This window comes from Microbispora sp. NBRC 16548 (genome assembly GCF_030268985.1).
Taxonomy (GTDB): domain Bacteria; phylum Actinomycetota; class Actinomycetes; order Streptosporangiales; family Streptosporangiaceae; genus Microbispora; species Microbispora catharanthi.
Genome location: NZ_BSSF01000008.1, coordinates 285796 through 305200, shown reverse-complemented (window position 1 = coordinate 305200; position 19405 = coordinate 285796). Strand labels below are relative to the sequence as shown.

General features: G+C 71.5%; 18 protein-coding genes. 10 read left to right on the top strand and 8 right to left on the bottom strand.

The window, feature by feature from the left end; all coding sequences use genetic code 11:
* Positions 1–6: 6 nt before the first annotated feature.
* The 3 genes from QSK36_RS24050 to QSK36_RS24040 are packed head-to-tail and all read left to right on the top strand — an operon-like array spanning position 7 to position 4578.
* On the top strand, positions 7–984 hold the full coding sequence (locus QSK36_RS24050) for a carbohydrate ABC transporter permease (RefSeq protein ID WP_183535267.1): 978 nt from the start codon (positions 7–9) through the stop codon (positions 982–984).
* Positions 985–1036: 52 nt separating this feature from the next.
* A complete protein-coding gene (locus QSK36_RS24045) occupies positions 1037–2605 on the top strand; it encodes a glycoside hydrolase family 13 protein (RefSeq protein ID WP_285783946.1) in 1569 nt (522 codons plus the stop codon).
* Positions 2602–4578: a glycosyl hydrolase family 28-related protein gene (locus QSK36_RS24040; protein WP_285783945.1), complete on the top strand. Its 1977-nt coding sequence runs from the start codon at positions 2602–2604 to the stop codon at positions 4576–4578. Before QSK36_RS24045 ends, QSK36_RS24040 begins: the two co-directional genes overlap by 4 nt.
* Before the next feature lie 77 nt (positions 4579–4655).
* Here QSK36_RS24040 and QSK36_RS24035 read toward each other — a convergent pair whose 3' ends face one another.
* From QSK36_RS24035 to QSK36_RS24025, 3 genes are all read right to left on the bottom strand, one after another.
* Positions 4656–4859 carry a DUF397 domain-containing protein gene (locus QSK36_RS24035; RefSeq protein WP_182901120.1) on the bottom strand — a complete coding sequence of 68 codons (204 nt, stop codon included), beginning with the start codon at positions 4857–4859 and terminating at the stop codon, positions 4656–4658.
* A gap of 109 nt (positions 4860–4968) precedes the next feature.
* Positions 4969–5184: a DUF397 domain-containing protein gene (locus QSK36_RS24030; RefSeq protein WP_183535273.1), complete on the bottom strand. Its 216-nt coding sequence runs from the start codon at positions 5182–5184 to the stop codon at positions 4969–4971.
* Between the two features lie 62 nt (positions 5185–5246).
* Positions 5247–6110 (bottom strand): helix-turn-helix domain-containing protein, encoded by an 864-nt coding sequence (locus QSK36_RS24025; protein WP_139575806.1) that lies wholly within the window; start codon positions 6108–6110, stop codon positions 5247–5249.
* Positions 6111–6474: 364 nt separating this feature from the next.
* On the opposite strand from QSK36_RS24025, the gene QSK36_RS24020 reads away from it, so the two are divergent.
* The gene (locus QSK36_RS24020) at positions 6475–6753 is read left to right on the top strand and encodes a hypothetical protein (protein WP_183535275.1); all 279 of its coding nucleotides are present in this window, start codon (positions 6475–6477) and stop codon (positions 6751–6753) included.
* Complete coding sequence (locus QSK36_RS24015) at positions 6750–7343, top strand: hypothetical protein (RefSeq protein WP_285783944.1); 594 nt, start codon at positions 6750–6752, stop codon at positions 7341–7343. The genes QSK36_RS24020 and QSK36_RS24015 overlap by 4 nt, the downstream gene beginning before the upstream one ends.
* 25 nt (positions 7344–7368) lie before the next feature.
* Here QSK36_RS24015 and mscL read toward each other — a convergent pair whose 3' ends face one another.
* Complete coding sequence (mscL, locus tag QSK36_RS24010) at positions 7369–7797, bottom strand: large conductance mechanosensitive channel protein MscL (RefSeq protein WP_285783943.1); 429 nt, start codon at positions 7795–7797, stop codon at positions 7369–7371.
* Between the two features lie 161 nt (positions 7798–7958).
* On the opposite strand from mscL, the gene QSK36_RS24005 reads away from it, so the two are divergent.
* On the top strand, positions 7959–8549 hold the full coding sequence (locus tag QSK36_RS24005; RefSeq protein ID WP_183535281.1) for a class I SAM-dependent methyltransferase: 591 nt from the start codon (positions 7959–7961) through the stop codon (positions 8547–8549).
* Positions 8550–8693: 144 nt separating this feature from the next.
* Here the strand turns inward: QSK36_RS24005 and QSK36_RS24000 are convergent, their stop codons facing one another.
* On the bottom strand, positions 8694–10166 hold the full coding sequence (locus tag QSK36_RS24000) for a serine/threonine-protein kinase (protein WP_285783942.1): 1473 nt from the start codon (positions 10164–10166) through the stop codon (positions 8694–8696).
* The gene (locus tag QSK36_RS23995) at positions 10153–11157 is read right to left on the bottom strand and encodes a LacI family DNA-binding transcriptional regulator (RefSeq protein WP_285783941.1); all 1005 of its coding nucleotides are present in this window, start codon (positions 11155–11157) and stop codon (positions 10153–10155) included. Before QSK36_RS23995 ends, QSK36_RS24000 begins: the two co-directional genes overlap by 14 nt.
* A gap of 436 nt (positions 11158–11593) precedes the next feature.
* Here QSK36_RS23995 and QSK36_RS23990 point away from each other — a divergent pair, with 436 nt between their 5' ends.
* Positions 11594–12250, top strand: a complete 657-nt coding sequence (locus tag QSK36_RS23990; protein ID WP_285783940.1) for a DUF305 domain-containing protein — start codon at positions 11594–11596, stop codon at positions 12248–12250.
* Between the two features lie 27 nt (positions 12251–12277).
* On the opposite strand, the gene QSK36_RS23985 is transcribed toward QSK36_RS23990, so the two are convergent.
* The gene (locus QSK36_RS23985; protein ID WP_285783939.1) at positions 12278–12889 is read right to left on the bottom strand and encodes a hypothetical protein; all 612 of its coding nucleotides are present in this window, start codon (positions 12887–12889) and stop codon (positions 12278–12280) included.
* Positions 12890–13045: 156 nt separating this feature from the next.
* On the opposite strand from QSK36_RS23985, the gene QSK36_RS23980 reads away from it, so the two are divergent.
* The 3 genes from QSK36_RS23980 (at position 13046) to QSK36_RS23970 (ending at position 18487) form a co-directional block, all read left to right on the top strand.
* The gene (locus QSK36_RS23980) at positions 13046–13729 is read left to right on the top strand and encodes a response regulator transcription factor (protein ID WP_183535289.1); all 684 of its coding nucleotides are present in this window, start codon (positions 13046–13048) and stop codon (positions 13727–13729) included.
* Positions 13730–13781: 52 nt separating this feature from the next.
* Positions 13782–15107, top strand: a complete 1326-nt coding sequence (locus QSK36_RS23975) for a sensor histidine kinase (RefSeq protein WP_285783938.1) — start codon at positions 13782–13784, stop codon at positions 15105–15107.
* 83 nt (positions 15108–15190) lie between these two features.
* A complete protein-coding gene (locus tag QSK36_RS23970; protein WP_285783937.1) occupies positions 15191–18487 on the top strand; it encodes an ATP-binding protein in 3297 nt (1098 codons plus the stop codon).
* Here the strand turns inward: QSK36_RS23970 and QSK36_RS23965 are convergent, their stop codons facing one another.
* Positions 18488–19345 (bottom strand): SDR family oxidoreductase, encoded by an 858-nt coding sequence (locus tag QSK36_RS23965; RefSeq protein WP_285783936.1) that lies wholly within the window; start codon positions 19343–19345, stop codon positions 18488–18490.
* Between the last annotated feature and the right edge of the window lie 60 nt (positions 19346–19405).

Here is a 19405-nt window from a genome sequence, read left to right as displayed (position 1 = left end):
GCGACCATGTCCAACACCACGGTCATGCCCGACCGCTCGGCCGGGACGCCGGCCACCTCCACCCGGCACGAGCGCCGCGGGCAGCGGCGGCCCCGCAAGCCGATCAACACGCAGTTCCGCACCGCCGTCTCGCCGCACCAGCTCAACACGACCCGCGGCCGGATCATCTACTGGATCGTGCTGGTGATCGTGGTGGTGAGCTTCACCGCCGCGTTCGTCTTCCCGCTCTACTGGATGATCACCGGTGCGATGAAGTCCACCGAGGAACTCAACGCGATCCCGCCGACCTTCCTGCCGTCGCACTTCTCCCTGGACGGCTACCTGCAGGCGTGGGATCTGCTGGGCCTCGGCACGCTGCTCGGCAACACGGCCCTGTACGCCGGGGGCGCCTGGCTGCTGACACTGGCGGTGGACGTCTCGGCGGCCTACGCCCTGTCGAAGCTCCGCCCGGCGCTCGGCAAGGTCGTGCTGGCCCTGATGCTGTCGACGCTGATGATCCCGCCCATGGTCATCATGCTCCCGGCGTACCTGACGGTGAAGGACGTGCCGTTCTTCCACTGGAACCTGCTCAACACGCCGTGGGCGATCTGGCTGCCGGCGGCGGCCAACGGCTTCAACGTCTTCCTGCTCAAGCGGTTCTTCGACTCGATCCCCAGGGAGCTGCTCGAAGCCGCCGAGATCGACGGCGCGTCACCGGGCCGCATCCTGTGGTCGGTGGTGATACCGATCTCCCGGCCCATCCTCGGCGTGGTCTCCATCCTCACCGTCGTCAACGTCTGGCGCGACTTCGTCTGGCCGCTGCTGGTCCTGCCGGACAGCGACAAGATGTCGGTGAGCATCGGCATCGCCTCGCTCTCCTCCCAGATGCCGCAGAACGTGCTGGTCGCCTCCCTGGTGATCGCGAGCATCCCGACCATCGTCGTCTTCTTCCTGTTCCAGCGGCACATCATGGCCGGTCTCACCGCCGGCAGCCTCAAGGGCTGACCGACGCTCCCCGTCGCTCTTCACTCGTCACCCGTAAGGAGTTGTATTCAGCATGCCCGGCAACACCTCGACCCTCGATTGGTGGCGCGGGGCCGCGATCTACCAGGTCTACCTGCGCAGCTTCGCCGACGGGAACGGCGACGGGACGGGTGACCTGGCGGGGCTGCGGTCACGCCTGCCTTACCTGGCGGATCTCGGCGTCAACGCCATCTGGCTGAACCCGTGGTATCCCTCTCCCATGGCCGACGGCGGCTACGACGTCGCCGACTACCGCAGCATCGAGCCGGTCTTCGGCACCCTGGCCGAGGCGGAGAAGCTGATCGAGGAAGCCCACGACCTGGGCATCCGTACGATCGTCGACGTCGTCCCCAACCACGCGTCCGACCAGAACGCCTGGTTCCAGGAGGCCCTGGCGGCCGGTCCCGGTTCGGAGGCCCGGGAGCGGTTCTGGTTCCGCCCCGGCGTCGGCGACGGCCCGCCCAACGGCTGGCAGTCGATTTTCGGCGGCCCGGCGTGGACGCAGGTGCCGGACGGTGAGTGGTACCTGCATCTGTTCGCCCCCGAGCAGCCCGACTTCAACTGGAACAACCCGGCCGTACGTCAGGAGTTCCTGGACGTGCTGCGGTTCTGGTTCGACCGGGGCGTGGACGGCGTACGCATCGACTCCGCGGCCGTGCTCGTCAAGGACCTCGACAGCGTGGAGGAGTCGTACACCGACCACGACGGGGTCCACGAGATCTACCGCGAGTGGCGGCGGGTGTCCGACTCCTACGGCGGGCGGATCCTCATCGGCGAGGTGTGGCTGCCCGACCAGGAGCGGTTCGCCAACTACCTGCGCGCCGACGAGCTTCACACCGCGTTCAACTTCGACTTCCTGTCGAGTGCGTGGGAGCCGGCCGCGCTGCGCGCCAGCATCGACCTGACCCTCGCCACCCACGTGCCGATCGGCGCGCCCGCGACCTGGGTGCTGTCCAACCACGACGTCGCCCGTCCGGTCACCCGCTATGGCCGGGCCGTCACGTCCTGGGACAACGCGGAACGCCGGGACGGCATGCCGTCCGACCTGGAGCTCGGCCGCCGCCGGGCGCGGGCGGCGGCGCTGCTCGCGATGGCGCTGCCCGGGAGCGTCTACGTCTACCAGGGGGAGGAGCTCGGCCTGAACGAGGTCGAGGACATCCCCGAGGAGCTCATCGACGACCCGATGTGGGAGCGTTCCGGCCACACGGTCCGCGGCCGTGACGGCTGCCGGGTGCCGTTGCCGTGGTCGGGCACCGAGCCGCCCTTCGGATACAGCACCGGCGAGCCCTGGCTGCCGCAGCCGGCCGGTTGGCGCGACCTCACCGTGGAGGCTCAGGAGGCCGATCCGGGCTCGATGCTCTGCCTCTACCGCTCGGCCCTGCGCCTGCGCCGCGAGCTGCTCGGCGACGGCACGCTGACCTGGCTGCCGTACGGGGACGAGGTGATCGCGTTCCGCCGCGATTCCGGCCTGGTCTGCCTGGTCAACCTCGGCGCCGAGCCGGCCGCGATCCCGGAGTCGGGTTCGGTGCTGCTGGCCAGCGGTCCCCTCGACGGCGACCTGCTCCCGTCCGACACCGCGGTCTGGATCATGGAGGCCCGATGAGAATCCTGCTGGCGGCGGCCTTGGCCGCCACCGGGCTCGCGGTCTTACAGACGCCCGCGTCCGCCTCGGCGAATCCCCCCGTCGTGACGCGGGCCGCCCTCGACCCGGCGCTCGTCGCCGGGCGCGGGGCCGACGTCGACTTCGCCGAGCAGGAGGCGGAGAACGCGACGACGAACGGCACGGTCATCGGCCCCGGCCGTGACGCGTACACGCTGCCCGCGGAGGCGTCCGGCCGCAAGGCGGTCAAGCTGACCCCCGGGCAGTACGTCGAGTTCACGCTGCCCAAGGCGGCCAACGCGATCACCGTGCGGTACAGCATCCCGGACGCTCCCGGGGGCGGCGGCATCACCGCGCCGCTCGACGTCGCGGTGAACGGCCACAAGCGGGCCACCATGACCCTCACGTCGCAGTACGCCTGGCTCTACAACCAATATCCGTTCTCCAACGATCCGAACGCCGGGCTGCTGCACCCCGACTGGTGGATCACCGAGTGCTCCTGCGTGCCGAACGCCACCACGCCGGCCCCGGAGGTCGCCAGGCCGTTCCGCCCGAACCACTTCTACGACGAGCAGCGCCTCCTGCTCGGTCGTACGTACCGGGCGGGCGACACGGTGCGGCTGACGGTCCCGGCGGGCAGCGACGCCGCGTGGACGGTCGTCGACCTGCTCGACTCGCATCTCGTCGGCCCGCCGCGCGTCGAGGTCGTCGCGGCGAACGTGCTGGTCTTCGGCGCCGACCCCACCGGCAGGCGCGACTCCGCCGGGGCGATCGACAAGGCCATCGCCTTCGCCAGACGGGCGCACCTGAAGGTCTACATCCCGCCGGGCACCTACCAGGTGAACCGTCACATCGTCGTGGACGACGTGACGATCACGGGTGCCGGAAGCTGGTACACGACCATCAAGGGCCGCCAGGTCGACCTGGACACCCCGGCTCCGGACGGCTCGGTGCACACCGGCGCCGGCTTCTACGGCAAGGACGCCTCGGCCGGCGGCAGCCGCAACGTCCACCTGTCCGGCTTCGCCATCGAGGGCGACGTCCGCGAGCGGATCGACACCGACCAGGTCAACGGCGTCGGCGGCGCGATGAGCGACTCGACCATCGACGGGCTCTACATCCGCCACACCAAGGTCGGCATGTGGTTCGACGGCCCGATGCGCAACCTGAAGATCACCAACAACGTGATCGTCGACCAGATCGCCGACGGGCTCAACTTCCACACCGGAGTGACGGGCTCCGTCGTGTCGAACAACTTCTTCCGCAACACCGGTGACGACGCCCTCGCCATGTGGTCCGAGAAGACCGCCGACGCGGGCAACACGTTCGACCACAACACGATCCAGACGCCCGTGCTGGCCAACGGCATCGCGATCTACGGCGGCACGGACAACACGGTCTCGAACAACCTGATCGCCGACCCGATCAGGGAGGGCAGCGCCATCCAGGTCGGCTCCCGGTTCGGCGCCCAACCGTTCGCCGGCAGGCTCCGCATCGACGGCAACACGACCGTACGGGCCGGCACGTTCGAGCTGAACTGGAAGATCGGCCTGGGGGCGATCTGGTTCTACGCCCTGGAGAAGGACATCGACGCCGACATCGAGGTCAGCGGCGACCACTACCTGGACAGCACGTACAACGCGATCATGCTGGTCAGCGAGTGGTCGGTGAAGGACCTGTACGCGATCCCGAAGGTCCGTTTCACGGACATCCGGGTCGACGGCACGGGCACCTCCGTGGTCAGCGCCCGCGTGAAGGGCTCGGCGTCCTTCGAGAACGTGGATGCCCGCAACGTCGGCGCGGTGGGCGTCAACAACTGCGGGTCCTTCAACTTCCCGCCCACGGGGTCGGAGTTCTCCCTGACCGACCTCGGCGGCAACGACGGCGGCTGGCTCGCTCCTTGGATGCTGCCCAACACCATCACCTGCGACGACCGCCCACCGGTCGTCCCCCCACCGGCCCCGTCCCCCTGGTGACGGAACACTCGTAGAGGTAGAGGGGCTTCCCCGGCCATTCGTCCGGGGAAGCCCTTCGTCCGTTCGCGCGCGGAACGTCAGGGCAGGTCGAAGCGGCCGTCCTTGACGTGCTCGACGAAGGTCTGCCATTCCTCGGCCGTGAAGGTGAGGATCGGGCCCTCGCCGCCTCGCTTTCCGTCACGTACGCCCACGTGTCCATCCTGGAAGGCCACTTCGACGCAGTTCCCGCCGCCGCATGCCCGCCGCCATGTCACCTCGCTGAACGTGGGTCGGCCGGCCATTCACCCTCCCGAATGCTCACCCGCAGGCTGCGTGATTAACCGTGAAAGTACCTAGTTACGCTAAATGTACCTTCGGAGGCCTTGCGCGGATAGTGGCGAGTGAGCCACGTCAACTCGTCACGTCGTAGGCACCCGCCTTCGCGGCCCTCAGGAAAGCGCGCCATTCCTGTGGCGAATAGAAGAGCGTGCCCGCGCCGGGATTCTTCGAATCCCGCACTGCGATCCCTCCGTTGACCTCGGCAAACTGTACGCAGTTCCCGCCGCTGCAACGCGAGGAGATACGCCATTCCGGCTCGGTGGCCGGCAACTCGTCGGATGGTTTCATCTGTTCATGTCTCTCGGCTAGAGTGTCCGCAGAGACGTAGGCGCTCCTGAGTGGTCAATATTTCAGGTGGTGCTGAAGTCCGTTTTCGCACCGGCAATGTGCTTGAGGGACTCGTTGGGGGAGAGCGCCACCGCGCGCAGGCGGTCGACCGCTTCCCGATAAATGGCTAACTCGTTCGGCCTCTCCAGGTACTCGACCCGGTCCAGCGACTCCCGGTAGACGACGTCCGACAGGCTCTGGTCCTTGAACTTGAACATCACGAACGGGTCGTCCGCGCACATGTACGGCCCGGCGGTGAACGGGATCACCTGCACCGTCACATGCGGCGCCTGTCCCAGGAGGAGCAGGCGCTCCAGTTGCGCCTCCATGATCGCGGGATCTCCCGTCACCCGGCGCAGTGCCGCCTCGTCGATGAAGGTCCAGTAGCGAGGTGGATCGGTGCCCAGCAGGAGTTTTTGACGATTCATGCGGGCTTCGACCCGTCGTTCCAGCACTTCCTGCTCGATGCCCGGGAGCAGGCCGCGGATCAGAGCGCGGGCATACTCCTCGGTCTGGAACAGGGCGGGCAGGTAGGTGATCTGCAACTCGGTGATCGAGGACGCGGCCGCCTCCAGATCCATGAAGGTGTAGATCGCGTCGTAGCCGAGGTCGCCGTACTCCTGGCGCAGGCCGGGAAGGCGGGATTCCCTCGCCCAGTTCATCAATTGCCGGACCAGGTTCTCGTCCGTCACCCCGTAAATGCGGCACAGGTCGCGCACATCTCGCTGGCTGACGCCCCGTTGCGCCGTCTCCATCCGGCTGATCTTGGCTGGGCTGCACAGCAGTTCCTCGGCTGCCTGCTCCACCGTCAGGTCGGCGGCGTGCCGCAGTTCTCTCAACCGGTTGGCCAGCTGGCGCCGGCGAAGTGTCACGTTCGTCCCGGCCATGTGCGGTCACCTTCTGGGCCCGTGAAGCTTCTGGATCCGCACGTTACCACGCGACTGGCATGTGCCGCCGGGGAATGCCAATGGCAATTGCCAAAACACGATTGCCAACGGCAAAGGAGGGGTACGAATACGGCATAAGCCTCAACGTGGTGGCTGCGCCAGTCAGTTCCCGAGGGATGCGGCATCGCGTCCCGACGGCACCCGGAGGGCTTCGGATCGCGGCCCTCTCGTTCGAAACGTCGCTGGGCCGATGGTGGCACATCGACCCAGCGGAGAGACCACCCGACCCGCTGCTCGGCGAAGGAATGATCCCATGGGATATAACCACCAGAACACCCGTAATCGTCCACCAATCGGATTACGGATGCGCATCGTCGCTCTCTTATGGAAGCTCAGCGGCGAGACGTTCGCCGAGATCGACGCGTTCGCGTGGGTGCAGCGCTGGGAGATCCGGCGCACCTGGCACACGCACACCTACCGTGACACGCGGTTCGACGCTCTCGCCGCCTGCAAGATCTGCTCCGCGAAGGGGCGGTGCCCGACGGGGCTGCCGTGCCGCCGATGCCGGGGCACCGGGCGGGTCAACCTGCTCGAACCGCCGGCCTCCCGCAGGCCCGAGCGACCCTCGGGCGGCCGGGCATGAGGCACCCGGTCAGGCGGAACCCGCACCTGGTCCTGCGCTTCATCGAGCGGGAGACCTCTCCCGTCGCGCGGCCGGGACCGCTGCTGATGCTGTGGAGGTGGCGTTACGAGGCGGTGCTGGTGGCGGGAGGGCCGGCGGTCGTGGTCGTCGCCGTGCGGACGGCGGGCCCGGCCGTCACGATCGTCACCGCTTCTCTGGTCTGCCTGCTCGTTCTGCTGTGGCCGCAGGCCCGCCGGGAGGTGGCGGCCCGCTTCTGGTGCGTGGTGACGCCCCACCGCGTACGGAAGGCCTGCGCCGAGGCGTTGATCGTCAACCGGCGGGGCAAGCTGCCCATGATCCTCCGTACGAGGCCGGAGCCGTTCGGCGAGCGCCTGTGGGTGTGGTGCAGGGCGGGGACCAGCCCGAGCGACCTCGAACGGGCCCGGGACATGATCGCCGCCGCGTGCTGGCTGGCCCACGGGGTGCGGATCACCAGGGACCCGCACCGGACGTCGCTCGTCATCGTGGACGTGCTGCGGCGCGCCGGCCGCCCCGTTCCCCAGGAGCCGGCGGAAGCCGGGGAGCGGACGCTGACCCGGTTCCGGCCCTGACGAGGAGGACGGGCCCGCGGAGAGGTCAGGCAGGGGGCTTCTCGGCGACGGGGACGGTGGACAGTTCGACCGTGCAGAAGGCGCAGCGGCGGGCGTCGACGGGGATGTCCGACAGGCACTCGGGGCACTTCTTCTCTGTGGCCTCCTTCTTGGTGTCGAAGAGGCTCAGGAAGCGGGTCATCGGCAGGACGACCAGCCAGTAGACCACGGCGGCGACGATCATGAACGTCAGCAGGTGGTTGATGAAGTCGCCGTACTTGAACACGGCGCCGTTGACCGTGAACCTGTAGCTGGAGAAGTCGGGTTGCTTTCCGCCGGTGACGGCCGCGATCAGGGGGGTGATCAGGTCCTGCACGAGGGCCTGGATGAGCCCGCTGAACGTCGCGCCCACGACCACGGCGACGGCGAGCTCCACCAGATTGCCCCGCACGAGGAACTTCTTGAATCCGCTCATGGGGCAACGGCCTATCCGGTTTTACCCTCCCTATGCAAGGGCGTGACCCGGACGGCTGACCAGAAAAGATCAGAACAAGGAAGGGGAAGAAGGTGCCGGAGCTATCGAAAAGCCCCGCCGACGATTCGTACGGCGGGCGGCGTCCGACCAGTCATGAACGGATGACGGGACTGCCGTGGGACGCGTCGTACCACGACGGTCCCGCGCCGTGGGACATCGGACGGCCTCAGCCGGCGATAGTGCGTCTGGCATCCGAAGGCGGATTCGCCGGAGCGGTTCTCGACGCGGGCTGCGGGACCGGCGACAACGCTCTACACCTCGCCTCGCTGGGGCTGCCGGTTCTGGGCGTCGACGTGGCCGAGACGGCGTTGACGATCGCCCGGGAGAAGGCCGGCGACCGTGGGGTCCAGGTTGAGTTCGCCGCGGCCGACGCCCTCCGTCTGGATCGTCTGGGGCGCAGGTTCGAGACGGTGCTGGACTGCGGGCTGTTCCACACCTTCGACGGCGACGAGCGATCCGGATACGTGAGGAGTCTCGCGTCGGTGACAGAACACGGCGGAACGCTGTACGTGTTGTGCTTCAGCGACGACGGTCCCGGCACGGGGCCGCACCCCGTCAGTCGGGAAGAGCTGAGAGCGGCGTTCGATCCCGGCGACGGATGGAATGTCGCCACCATCGAACCGGACCTGGTCCGGACGAGATTCCACGACGACGGTGCACCGGCCTGGCTCGGGACGATCAGACGGACCTGACCGCCGAGCGGGGGCGGGACGTCGTCGGCCGGCCCCACGCCAGTAGAAGATAATTTCGGTCGCGAGACGAACGCTTAACGGACGCGCTCGGACTTTCGGCCCTGACCGAACTCAACAGAGGGTTGTTCTGGGAGCGCTCCCATTTCAGGTGTCGCTGGCCTCGGTGAGGGCGGCTTCGACCCGGTCGAGCGCGGCCAGCAGTTCCTCCTTCAGCGTGGACGGCAGGCGTCCCTCCTGATACCGGACCTCGATTTTGGTGCGTATGGCCGACAGCCCCTCGCCGTTGCCGACGGCGTTGCGCAGCACCTGTTTGAGGTCGAGCGCGACGTCGTCGTCGATGTCGTGGGTGGCCTCGGCGCCGTCCACGAGCAGGTTGAACTGCCGGACCGCGGTGTCGACCCGCAGCGGCGCGGCCGTGGTGGCCAGCGGCAGCGGCGCCACGCCGGACTTACGGGTGGCCGAGGTCTTCGGCCGCCTGACGGTGTCCCCGGCGTGCCGGTCCTTCTTGACGGCCTTGACGCTGATCGAGGGGGAGGGGTGACGCGGGGCCGGCGCGGCCGTGCGTACGGGGTCCGCGACGGGCGCGACCGTATGCCGGGGTACGGCGACGGCTTCGACCTGCGGCGGCGGCGAGGCGGTGGCCTGCGCGTGCGCGGGCGAAGGGCTGGGCAGCAGGGCGACGGCTCCGACCTCCGGGCCGTGCGTCTGGGTGAACCAGAGGATGCCGCCCAGGGCCGCGGCCCCGACGGCGGTGGCGCCCCAGCCGGCCCCGCGTGGTCCTGGCGGCTTCTTCACCGTGGTCAGGGCGGCGGCGACCGCCCGCGCGCTCGGCCGGTCCACGGGGTCGGGGCACAGGCAGCGCCTGCACAGGTCGGCGACCTCCTGCGGCAGGCCCGGCACCCCCTCGGGCGCCGGCGGCGGTCCCTCCCGCCGCGCCGTCTCGATCGCCTCCCAGGTCTTCTCCGGGTAGGGCAGGGCGCCCGTGAGCATCTCGAACAGCAGCACGCCGAGCGCGTAGACGTCGACGGCCGGGTCGGCCGTCGTCCCCTTCAGCCGCTCCGGCGCGACGTACGGCGGAGTGCCGAAGTCGGCGACGAGCTGGTCGTCGGCCTCGCCGATGAACGCGGCGATGCCGAAGTCGAGCAACTTGGGCCCGTCGTCGGCGAGCAGCACGTTCTCCGGGGTGACGTCCCGGTGGACGATGCCCCGGTCGTGGGCCGCCGCCAGCACCTTCGCCAGACCGGCGGCGATCTCCACCGCCTCGGCCCAGGGCAGCGGGCCCTCGATGACCCGGTCGGCCAGCGACCGGCCCTCCAACAGGCGCATGACCACGAAGGACGCCAGCCTGCCGCCGTTCGTGACGGTCTCGCCGTAGTCGTAGACCTCGATCGCGTCCGGGTGGATCAGCCGGGCGGTGGCCCTGGCCTCCCGGCGCATGAGTTCCCGTCCGGGGTTGTCGTCGTCGAGCGAGCCGTCCAGCACCTTGATCGCGACCATGCGCTGAAGTGACTGGTCGAAGGCACGCCAGATGACCGACATCCCGCCCGTCGCTATCCGCTCCTGGAGCAGATAACGACGGGTCAGGACGTCGCCTTCTCGAAGCTCAGGCCGATTCACGAACCACCAGTTCCGTGGGCAGCACCGGATTGCCCTTGGGATTGTCCCCGTCCCCGAGTGTCATGAGAAGCAGTCGTGCGGCGAGCGTGGCCATTTCCTCGACGGGCTGCCTGACCGTGGTCAGCGTCGGCGAGGTGTGCCTGGCCACGGGCGCGTCGTCGTATCCGATGACGGCCACGTCGTCCGGCACCTTCCGCCCGGCGCGGCGCAGCGTCTGCATCGCCCCGGCCGCCATCACGTCCGACGCCGCGAACACGGCGTCGAGGTGCGGCGCCCGTTGCAACAGCCACTGCATGGCATGCGCGCCCGACGCGTGGGTGAAGTCGCCGTACGCCACGGGCATGTCGAGCACACCGGCGTCGCGGAGCGTCTGCCGGAAGCCCTCCAGCCGGTCGCGGGCGGCCGGCAGGGTCGGCGGCCCGGCGATGGTGGCGATGTGCTTGCGGTTGTTGAGCAGCAGGTGCTCGGCCGCCTGCCGTCCGCCGTCACCGTTGTCCATGTCGACGAACGGGAGGTCGATGCCGTCTGGCGGCCGCCCGGCACAGCGCACCGGGACGCCCGAGGCCGCCAGCGTGACCGCGAGGGGGTGCCGCGCGCGTGCCCCGATCAGAAGGACGCCGTCGACGGCGCCCGCGACCAGCGGCGGCGCGGCGATGGAGGCGGTCGCAGGGGTCGCGGTCATCACGACCATGGGGACCCCGTGCGTCGTCAGCACCTCCTCGCAGGCGGACAGGAGCCTGGCGTAGAACGGCTCGGTGAAAAGGCGTGGACTGTGCTCGCAGACGACCGCGGCGATGATCTGCTCGGCCCGCCTGCCCGCGGATCCCCTGGGGGCGCGGCGCCGTACATAGCCCAGACGCGACATCGCGTCGTGGACTTGTCGGCGGGTCGACGTGGTCACGCGTACCGAGCCGGTCAAGACCCGGGAAGCTGTTGCCGGGGAGACGCCGGCTGCGGCGGCTACCTCTGCGAGGGTGGGAAGATCGGCCATCCGGTCTCCTCGGCCCGAAGGTTCACACGGCTTGGGAGCGCTCCCAAGCGAAAGTATCACTGTTTCGCTCGTGTCAACAGAGGTTTCCTCGGTGTGAAACCTTTCGTAGAGTTTCGCTCCGCTTTGGCACAGTTGGAGGCTAGAGCACAGGGGTGATCCAGGGAAGCGAATGGGAATTTTGACACGTGATGCCCAGCTTGTCCGATAATCACCGTAAATATGCCGAAACGCCATGCGGGAGCGACCGGAGCCGCCGCCCGGCGGTAGGGTCCTGCGGCAAGGGATCACGGATGGATCCGAACGCGCCCGGCCCCGGCGGCCGTCGCGTCCGTCCGCCAGTCAGAACCGGAAAGGCCCTCCAGTGACGACCACTATCCGCCGGCTTCCCGCTGTGACGGCTCGTGTGACGGCCGCGTTACCGGGAGCGTTAACGGGCGTGCTCGCGACGGCTCTGCTCGCCGGATGCGGCACGCCGGACCCGGCGGGCGGGGCCGCCTCGCCCGCTCCGGTGGTCGCCTCGCCCGCCACCACCGTCGAGACGCCCCTCGCTTCGGAGGCCACGCCGGGCCCCGAGGTCGCGCAGACCCCCGGGTCCGCGCTCAGCGCCACGCCGGACGAGACGGGCGCGGCGAAGCCGTCCGCCGGGACCAACGCCGCCGACGTGGCGTTCGCCCGGCAGATGGTCCCGCACCACCTCCAGGCCCTGGAGCTGGCCAGGCTCGCGCAGACCCGGGCGGGCGACCCGTGGGTCGGCGAGTTCGCGGCGAAGGTCGCCACGGCCCGCGACACCGACATCCGCACGTTCAAGGACTGGCTCGACATGTGGGGCGCGGAGCCGCTGCCGCGCGACCACGCGATGCCGGGCATGCAGAAACGGGCTGAGATCGAGGCGCTCGCCAAGCTGAACGGCCCGTCCTTCGACCGGAAGTACGTGACGCTGATGATCGAGCACGACAACGGCGCGATCAAGCTCGCCCGGGCCGAGCAGGCCGGCGGCGCCTTCGAGGGAGCCAAGGCGCTGGCCGTCGCCACCGCCACCTCGCTGGGCGCCGAGGTCAAGGAGCTCAAGAAGTACCGCGCCCTCCTGGACTGAGTTCTCCTGACGGGCGGCCGGGACCCCTCAGTTCTCGTACGTGTCGAGCCTGGGCGGCAGGGCGTTCCACGTGCAGAACGCCGACGACTCATGGGTGTCCCGGAGGAACGCGACCCGCAGCCACTGGTCGGCCTCCCAGACCTTGACCTCGTAGCCGTCGTTCGGGGTCGCCGTCACCACGCGGCAGTCCGCGGAGGTCACCGCGATCGTCGCCCGGCCGCCCTTCAGCGTGAACGTGTGCAGGCTCTCCCCGTCGGCGGCCTTGCGCTGCCGGGCGGTGGGCGAGGGCTCCGCCGATCTCGCCGGCCGCGTGGCACGGGCCGGGCGCGGTGCCGGGGAGGTCCGCGCGGTCCGCACCGGAGTGGCGGTGGGCCGGGAGGGGGACCGATGGGCGGGCGGCTCCTCGGAAGGCTCCTCGGACGTGCCGCCGGAGGCTCCGCCGTCCGGGGTGCCCCGCGGGGTGGGGGCGGGGACGCCCGGCGAGGCGGACAGGGGCGCGGCGACGGCCACAACGGGAGCCAGGGGCGCCTCGTCCAGGATCGCGCTGCGCAGCACGTCGCGCACGCCGAGCCAGGACACGCCGACGGCGAGCGCGGTGGCCCCGCACCAGGCGATCAAGTAACCGGCGGCCCTTCTCATGTGGCCGCTCACTCTATCCCGTGACCCGAATTGCCGCTCGGTCCTTTTCGGTCAACCTCTACGGATTTGTGCATGCCTTAAATAGCCGCAAATCCCCGTGTTTCGGATCGCTCTTCTCGGGACGCCGTACCAACCGGGAGTGTACGTTTCTGCCCCATGGCGACCGTTCTGGTGGTTGAGGACGACGAGTTCGTCCGGTCCGCGATCATTCGCGACCTGACCGGGCGCAGCCACGCGGTCCGCAGCGCGGGCCGGGCGCTCGACGCCCTTCGGGAGATCGCCCACGTCGCCCCCGACGTGGTCGTCCTCGATCTGGGGCTGCCCGACCTCGACGGCGCGGAGGCGCTGAAGATGCTCCGGGCGATCTCCGACGTACCGGTCATCGTGGCCACCGCGCGGGACGACGAGGCCGAGATCGTCCGCCTGCTGCGCGACGGCGCGGACGACTACCTGGTCAAGCCGTTCTCCGGCGACCACCTCAACGCCCGCCTGGAGGCCGTGCTGCGCCGGGCCAGGCCCGGGACGCCGTCGTCGGTCGCCAGGGTCGGCGGGCTGGTCGTCGACGCCGATCGCAGGGAGGCCCGCCTGGACGGCGCGCCGCTCGACCTCACCCGCCGGGAGTTCGACCTGCTGGCCTACCTCGCCGCCCGTCCCGACCGCGTGATCTCGCGCAGGGAACTGCTGGCCGAGGTGTGGCGGCAGTCGTACGGGGACGACCAGACGATCGACGTCCACCTGTCCTGGCTGCGGCGCAAGCTCGGCGAGAGCGCGTCCCGTCCCCGATATCTGCACACCGTGCGGGGTGTCGGCGTGCGCCTCAGCCCCCCTGCCGAGGGCTGAGCCCCGAAGCGGGAACCGCGATAACGGCACGAGGCTCTGAGCGGGAGCGGCGGTGAGACGGAGCCTGGCCCTGGTGGCGGTGGCCGTGACGGCGATGGTCGCGCTGGCCTTCCTCATCCCGCTGGCCGTCGCGGTCAAGGAGATCGCCGAGAGCCGCGCGCTCGCGGACGCCGAACGCCAGGCCGCCACGATCGTGCCCGCCCTCGTGGTGACCGACGACGCTGCCGCGCTGGAGCGCGCGCTGGCCAGCACCCCGGCGGGGACCTCCCGCCTGGCCGTCCACCTCCCCGGCGGAGCCACGGTGGGCCGCTCCCGGGTCACGGTCGCCGACGTCGCGAGCGCGGCGGAAAGCGCCAGGACCGTGCCGGTCAGCAAGGGATACGTGCTGCTCAGACCGGTCGCTTTGGGCGGCGGACGGCGGGCCGTCATCGAGGCGTACGCGCCCGAGGCGGACGCGAGGAAGGGCGTGTCCACCTCCTGGGCCGTGCTGACCGGCGTCGCGGTCACCCTGGTGGTGGGGTCGGTGGTGGTGGCCGACCGGCTCGGGGCCCGGGTGGTCCGGGCGGCCCGCAGGCTCGGGCAGGCGGCGGCGGCCCTCGGGGCGGGCGACCTGACGGTGCGCATCGTCCCGGACGGCCCGCCCGAGCTGGTGGCCGCCGGGCGCGCGTTCAACGCGATGGCCGACCAGGTGGCGGGACTGCTCGCGGCCGAGCGCGAGCTGGCCGCCGACCTGTCGCACCGGCTGCGCACCCCGCTGACCGCGCTGCGGCTCAACCTCGGCGGCACCGGCCCCGAGGCCGAGCAGCGCAGGCTCGCCATCGACCGGCTCGAGCAGGCCGTGGACGAGATCATCGAAGCGGCCCGGCGGCCGTCCCGGGCCGTGCCGGCGGGCTGCGACGCCGCGCTCGTGCTGCGGGAACGGCTCGCCTTCTGGTCGGCGCTGGCCGAGGACCAGGCGCGGCCCTGGCAGCTCGTCGGCGCCGACGAGCCCAGCCCGGTGCCGGTCGCCGCGGCCGACCTCGGCGCGGTGGTCGACGCGCTGCTCGGCAACGTCTTCCGCCACACGCCGCAGGGCACGGCCTTCCGCGTCACCCTGCATCGGGGGAGCGGCATGGTGGGCATCCTCGTCGCGGACGCGGGCCCGGGCATCCCCGATCCGGAGAAGGCGCTGCGGCGGGGCAACAGCGGGGCCGGCTCCACCGGGCTCGGCCTCGACATCGCCCGGCGCCTGGCCGAGTCGACGGGCGGCGGGGTCCGCATCGAGCCCTCGGCGCTCGGGGGGACCGGCGTCAACCTGTGGCTGCACACCGACGGCCGGGCGGCCGGCCCGCGTCGCCGTCTGCTGCGGCGCACCCGCGTCCGCGGCTCGCGCCACTGACCCTCGCTGACACTTTGCTGCTGATCGTCCGAAAACTCCTACTGCGGCGGGATACATTCGGGGGACCGCAACCGGAGGGGATCGTGTTGGAGTTCCGCGTGCTCGGCCCGGTCGTCGTGCTCGACGACGGGGGGACGCCGCTCGACATCGGGCCGTCCCAGCAGCGGGCGGTGCTGGCCCTGTGCGTGCTGGCGGCGCCGCGTCCGGTGAGCACGGCCAGGATCGTGGACGCGCTGTGGGAGCAGGAGCCGCCGCCGGGGGCGGTCAACACCGTGCAGGCGTACGTGTCGAAGCTGCGGCGCGTGCTCGAACCCGGCCGGGTGCGCAGGGCGAAGCCGTCGGTGCTGCTGAGCAGGCCGGGCGGGTACGCGATCGAGTTGCCGCCCGAGAGCTTCGACCTCGGTCGTGCGGCGGCGGCCGTCGCGGCGGGCAGGCGGCTGCTGGAGGCGGGCGACCACGCGGGAGCCGCCGGGCAGCTCCGCCTGGCTCTGAAGGAGTGGCGGGGCGAGCCGCTGGCCGGGTTCGAGGACGAGCCCTGGGCACGCGACGAGATCGCCCATCTGGCGGAGCTCAGGCTCTCGGTCGTCGAGGACGTGGCCCAGGCCGAGCTCGCGCTCGGGCTCGGGCCGGCGCTGGTGCCCGAGCTGACGAGGCTCGTGGCGGCGCATCCCCTGCGCGAGCGGCTGCGCAGGTTCGGCGCGCACGCCCTTTACCAGGCCGGCCGTCAGGCGGACGCGCTCGCCCTGCTCACCGAGGGCCGCCGGCTGCTCGTCGGCGAACTCGGCCTGGACCCCGATCCGCGCTCCCGCGAGCTGGAGCGGCGGATCCTGGAGCAGGACCCCGCGCTGACGCCACCGCCCCCGCCCGCGACCGCCCACGACCCCGCCCCCACCGCGACCCCCGCCCCCACCGCGACCCCCGCCCCTACCGCGACCCCCGTGCCCGAGGCGGACACCGACGGTCCCGGACGGCGGGAGGGCGCGCTCATCGGGCGGGCCGCCGAATCGCGCGTCCTGCGCCGCGCCGTCACCGCGGACGACCCGCGGATCGTGCTCGTGGCGGGCGAGCCGGGCATCGGCAAGACCAGCCTGGCGGAGGAGGCCGCGGCGCACGCGCCCGTGGCGGTCTTCGGCCGCTGCTGGGACGGCACGGGCGCGCCGCCGTTCTGGCCCTGGGCCCAGGCCGTACGCCAGCTCACCGGACGGCACGGCGAACTGGCCGAGATGCTCGGCGCGACCGGGGAGTTCGCGCTGTACGAGGCGTTCGCCCGGCTCGTCGCGGAGCACGCCGCGGCGCACGGCAGGGTGCTCGTCGTCCTCGACGACCTCCAGTGGGCCGACGCCTCGTCCCTGCGCCTGCTGGAGTTCCTCGCCACCACGCGGGCGTGCCAGGAGCTGACCGTGATCGCGACCTACCGCGACACGGAGGTGAGCGGGCCGCTGGCCCGCACCCTCGCCACGCTCGTACGGCTCCCGCACGTCGAGCGGGTCACGCTGGGCGGCCTCGGCGAGGACGCCATCGCCGAGTATCTGCGGCGGGCGGGCGCGGACGCGACGCGGGCGGCCGAGGTGGCGAGGCGGACCGGCGGCAACCCCTTCTTCCTGGGCGAACTCGTCCACCTGGACGGCGGCGAGGTGCCGGGCGCGGTCGCGGACGTGCTGCGCGGCAGGATGGCGGCGATGCCGCCGGGCGCCCCCGGCGTCCTGTCGGCGGCGGCCCTGCTGGGCCGCGACGCCCCGCTGGACGTGCTGCTCGACGTGGTGCACGACGTGATGGACGTGCCGCGCGACGAGGTGCTCGACGTGCTCGACGCGGCCGTCCGGGCGCGCCTGCTCACCGAGCACGACCTCGTCTACCGGTTCGCCCACGACATCGTCCGCGACGTGCTGCGCGACGGCCTCGCCCCGCTGCGCAGGCGCCGCCTGCACGCCGGCATCGCGGCCGTGCTTGAACGGCGCGGCACGCACCTGGCCGAGCTGGCGCACCACTACCGCGAGGGCCTGGTCATCTCCGGCATGGCGGCCAAGGCGATCGAGTACGCCCGGCAGGCGGCCGCCCACGCCGTGGCCCAGTTCGCCTACGAGGACGCCGTCGAGCACCTGCGGCACGCCGTCGCCCTCACCGGCCAGCTGCCTGTGGATGACCGGGTGCTGCGGTGCGACCTGCTGCTCGGCCTCGCGGAGGCGCAGTCGGCGGCGGGGATGAGCACGCAGGTCCACGCCTCGCTGGAGGAGGCGGCCGAGATCGCCGACGCTCTCGGGGACGACGACCGGCTGGCCCGCGCCGCGCTCGGGTTCTCCGACCCGCTGTCGTGGGCGATGTACGAGGAGTGGGCGGCGGGCGGCGCGCTGACCGGGCGGATCGAGCGGGCGCTGCGGAGCCAGGGGGAGGGCTCGCCCTGGCGGTCCCAGCTCCTGGCGGCCTTCGCCGTCACGGGCTGTTTCACCCGGCCGGTCGAGGAGAGCTGCGCGCTCGCGGCCGAAGCCGTACGGGAGGCCCGCCTGCGGGGGGACGACGGCTCGCTGCTGCGGGCGCTGAGCGCGTACGAGATCCTCTCGCGAGGGGTGGCCGGGCACGTCGAGCGGCAGGCGGCCATCGACGAGATGACCGAGGTGGCCCGCCGGACCGGCGACCTCGTGGCCGAATGGCTGGCTCTGGAGGCCGAGCACGTCGAGCTGGTCAAACAGGGCGAGCTGGAGCGGGCGGACCGGCTGCTGACCTGGCTGTCGGACACCGCGCGCAGGATCAGGCAGCCCGCCCTGCTCAGCCTCGCCGCCTGGCTGTCGGCGATCCACGCCTATCTCCGCGGCGACCCCGGCCGTGCCCTGGCGGAGGCGGAGGAGTCGGTCCGGCTCCATCCGGAGGGCGCGCTCGGCCGCGACCACGCCGAGAGCCGGGCCCGCGTGTTCCGCTGCCTGGCGGCGCGGATGCGGGGTGACGCGGCGGCGGCGCTGGCGCTGGCGGAGGAGGCGCTGTCGCGGCGGCCCGGCCAGCCCGGATGGCGGGTGCTGCGCTGCGCGGCCCTGCTCGACCTCGGCAGGAGGGACGAGGCCGCGGAGGTCCTCGCGGGGCTGGCCCACGACGGCTTCGCCGGCATGCGGGGCGACATCGCCTACCGGTTCATCCCCGACCTGCTGAGCGAGGTGTGCCTGGCCCTGGGCGACAGGGCCGCGGCGGTGGCGCTGCACGACCTGCTCCTGCCGCATCAGGGCCGCCTGCTCGGCTGGTCGGTGACCGACCTGTGCCTGGCCCGCCTGGCGCTCGCGCGGGACGACCGCGAGGCGGCGGGCCCCCGCCTGCGCGCCGCGCTCGCTCTCGTCCGCCGCTCCGGGGTCGCCCTCTACGAGAAGCCGATCCTGGCCCTGCTCAACAGCGTGTGATCACCCGTTCTTCAGGGCTTCGGCGAGGGTGTCGCGCAGCGGCGTGGTCGGCCGGCCGATGAGGCGGGACAGGTCGCCGGGGGTGTCGCCGAGCCAGCCGTCGGCGATGTCGGCGTCGACCTGGGCGAACAGGGCCGCGACCGGTTCGGGCAGGCCGTTCGCCTCCAGCGCCTCGGCGTACTCCGCGACGGGCAGGTCCCGATACTCGACCGGCGTGCCGGACACTTCGGAGACCACGGCGGCCAGCTCGGGCATGCTCCAGGCGACGTCGCCCGTCAGCTCGTACACCGCGTTGCGGTGTCCTTCACCGGCCAGGACGGCGGCCGCGGCGGCGGCGAAGTCGGCGCGCGCCGCCGAGGCGACGCGGCCGTCGCGGGCGCTGCCCAGGATGACGCCGCTCTGCGCGCCCTGCCGGGCCGCCGCGATGTAGTTCTCGTGATACCAGCCGTTGCGCAGGAACGCGAAGGGCGGCCCGCTCGCGCGGATGTACTCCTCGGTCGCCTTGTGGTCGGGCGCGACGCCCAGGGGGGTGGTGTCGGCGCGCGGGATGCTCGTGTAGGCGAGCAGCTCGACGCCGGCCGCCCGGGCGGCGTCGACGACGGCCTTGTGCTGGTCGACCCGCCGGCCGAACTCGCTGCCGGAGACGAGCAGGACCCTGGTGGCGCCCTCGAACGCCGGTCCCAGCGTGGCGGGCCGGTCGTAGTCCGCCTCGCGCACCTGGATGCCCCGCTCGGCCAGGTCGGCCGCCTTCTCCGGGCTGCGCACCGCCGCGACGATCCGCGAGGCGGGCACGCGTCCGGCGAGTTCCTCGACGACCAGCCTGCCGAGGTGTCCGGTGGCTCCGGTCACGACAATCATGGTTTCTCCTTCACAGTGCTTTCTTTCGGTTAGTGCTTTCTATCAGAAAGTACTTCGAGA

Excerpts from the sequence above, each read along its gene's own strand:
- QSK36_RS24045 (WP_285783946.1), top strand. The coding sequence starts at position 1,037 with ATGCCCGGCAACACCTCGACCCTCGATTGGTGGCGCGGGGCCGCGATC.
- QSK36_RS24035 (WP_182901120.1), bottom strand. The coding sequence starts at position 4,859 with ATGGCCGGCCGACCCACGTTCAGCGAGGTGACATGGCGGCGGGCATGC.
- QSK36_RS24030 (WP_183535273.1), bottom strand. The coding sequence starts at position 5,184 with ATGAAACCATCCGACGAGTTGCCGGCCACCGAGCCGGAATGGCGTATC.
- QSK36_RS23995 (WP_285783941.1), bottom strand. The coding sequence starts at position 11,157 with ATGGCCGATCTTCCCACCCTCGCAGAGGTAGCCGCCGCAGCCGGCGTC.
- QSK36_RS24005 (WP_183535281.1), top strand. The coding sequence starts at position 7,959 with ATGACGGGACTGCCGTGGGACGCGTCGTACCACGACGGTCCCGCGCCG.
- mscL (WP_285783943.1), bottom strand. The coding sequence starts at position 7,797 with ATGAGCGGATTCAAGAAGTTCCTCGTGCGGGGCAATCTGGTGGAGCTC.
- QSK36_RS23965 (WP_285783936.1), bottom strand. The coding sequence starts at position 19,345 with ATGATTGTCGTGACCGGAGCCACCGGACACCTCGGCAGGCTGGTCGTC.
- QSK36_RS24050 (WP_183535267.1), top strand. The coding sequence starts at position 7 with ATGTCCAACACCACGGTCATGCCCGACCGCTCGGCCGGGACGCCGGCC.
- QSK36_RS23980 (WP_183535289.1), top strand. The coding sequence starts at position 13,046 with ATGGCGACCGTTCTGGTGGTTGAGGACGACGAGTTCGTCCGGTCCGCG.
- QSK36_RS23985 (WP_285783939.1), bottom strand. The coding sequence starts at position 12,889 with ATGAGAAGGGCCGCCGGTTACTTGATCGCCTGGTGCGGGGCCACCGCG.
- QSK36_RS24015 (WP_285783944.1), top strand. The coding sequence starts at position 6,750 with ATGAGGCACCCGGTCAGGCGGAACCCGCACCTGGTCCTGCGCTTCATC.
- QSK36_RS24040 (WP_285783945.1), top strand. The coding sequence starts at position 2,602 with ATGAGAATCCTGCTGGCGGCGGCCTTGGCCGCCACCGGGCTCGCGGTC.
- QSK36_RS24020 (WP_183535275.1), top strand. The coding sequence starts at position 6,475 with ATGCGCATCGTCGCTCTCTTATGGAAGCTCAGCGGCGAGACGTTCGCC.
- QSK36_RS24025 (WP_139575806.1), bottom strand. The coding sequence starts at position 6,110 with ATGGCCGGGACGAACGTGACACTTCGCCGGCGCCAGCTGGCCAACCGG.